The sequence below is a fragment of the Microbulbifer variabilis genome (genome assembly GCF_020524905.1).
GTDB classification, from domain to species: Bacteria; Pseudomonadota; Gammaproteobacteria; order Pseudomonadales; family Cellvibrionaceae; genus Microbulbifer; species Microbulbifer variabilis_A.
On record NZ_JAIVKI010000054.1, the window covers coordinates 1 to 1522 of the forward strand.

Sequence of the window (1522 nt, forward strand, 5' to 3'; positions counted from 1 at the left end):
ATAAATCTCAAATCACCGCTCATGGGGTATGTGGGAATTTTACCTAGTATCAGTGTAAATGGTACCATGACCAAACCTACAACTAATATTCTCGCCAATTTCTTCATATGGTTAACGCCCCGCACAGGGGCAGACAAATAAGCGCAGCGTTTTGGCTGTCCCAGCGACCAACGGGAGCGATTGCTGCGGTTTGTTAGGCATTTTTACCATGGCAACAAAGACAACCAGATTGAAACGAAGAAAATAAGTAATGGAGAAACACCAAGAGCAGCTGTTCCATAGACTTTTAACCGGTTCCCACACGCTTTATTGCCGTATTTACTAATATGAATTAAACCTGAAAGCAAAGATGCAGTTGCCAAAGAAAAAAACCAAATAGGCATTGTTACTGTGATCCAAAATGCCAGGGAACTGGCTATTGGTAAAATAGCATCTTCAGCCGCCTCACCTCTACCGAGAATAATCACTAGCGTACAAGCAATGAAAATGCCCCAGCTGCATTGAATTACTCGAAGTTCCATACGGATGCCTAACGTTGCCAGCAAGGGCAGCCGAAGCAGAGCGTAGGCTGTCCAGCCCAGCCTCCGGCTGGGCGATCTTGCCTAGCCTGGTTATAGCTGGCGCGCTCTGAACGACCTACTTGCTCTCTGCCAGCCAAAGGTGGCTGGCCACTGCCCGATAAATTTATCGGGAAACATACCATACTTTCCCTACCGATTAACTAACTGACAGGCACTCAAAGATGGCGCGGTTGGCTTGCAGGGCCTGCTAACTTAAAACGAAGGCACTTGAATGAAACTGCGGTACCAGCCGGTAGAAAATACTCTCTGAAAAAGTGTGTCCAGTTAGAGATCGATGCTTGTAGCAACTACAAAATATCTAAAAAATGACCGCCACAATAACGCCCTAATAACCGGCAGCCGAAGCGCAGCGTAGGCTGTCCGGCGCGTGTCCTTCGCGCGCGAAGTTCATTAGCTTGTTAAATTTTTACTTTTTGGATGACTTGCTACCAAAATAGAAAGCCAATATAGCTGTTAATGCAGCCCATAACTCTTTAGGAACTTCTGTTTCCGGCCTTGCGATTACTAAATAGATAATTGCAACAGTTATGATTAAGCCAATAATACCAGAAATACCACCTAGCCCATTCAACAGAGCTGTAACGCCCACTTTCTTGGATTTGCGTGCAACTAACTCATTAAGTAGAGCTTGATTCTTACATACTTCAATTTTCTCACCCTCTATGTACACGAAATTATGAGCAGGGCCGTCCTTGCCCTCAAAATTGATTAAATAGAGAGAACCATCCAAGAATTCTGTATGATGGTTAGCGACACGAAAATCCTTACCTTCATGAGAAAAATTTCTTACCGATTCTATTGCTAACTCGTATTCACTCATGTCGAATTCTCATGAAATTTAACGCCGCAATCAGACGCGGCCAACTTTGTGCGCATTTTGCGCAATAATGGGGGCGTAGCGACCGCGTAAAATGCGCACAAAGTTGGCCGTCGGCTGCATT

At 45.0% G+C, this 1522-nt stretch carries 2 protein-coding genes; both read right to left on the reverse strand.

What is annotated here, in order from left to right; genetic code table 11:
* Positions 1-203 precede the first annotated feature (203 nt).
* Positions 204-521 (reverse strand): hypothetical protein, encoded by a 318-nt coding sequence (locus LC073_RS21450; protein ID WP_226649665.1) that lies wholly within the window; start codon positions 519-521, stop codon positions 204-206.
* A 466-nt stretch (positions 522-987) separates the two neighbouring features.
* A complete protein-coding gene (locus tag LC073_RS21455; RefSeq protein WP_226649667.1) occupies positions 988-1401 on the reverse strand; it encodes a holin family protein in 414 nt (137 codons plus the stop codon).
* Positions 1402-1522: the final 121 nt, after the last annotated feature.

Coding starts and splice junctions, on each gene's coding strand:
- LC073_RS21455 (WP_226649667.1), bottom strand. CDS start 1,401: ATGAGTGAATACGAGTTAGCAATAGAATCGGTAAGAAATTTTTCTCAT.
- LC073_RS21450 (WP_226649665.1), bottom strand. CDS start 521: ATGGAACTTCGAGTAATTCAATGCAGCTGGGGCATTTTCATTGCTTGT.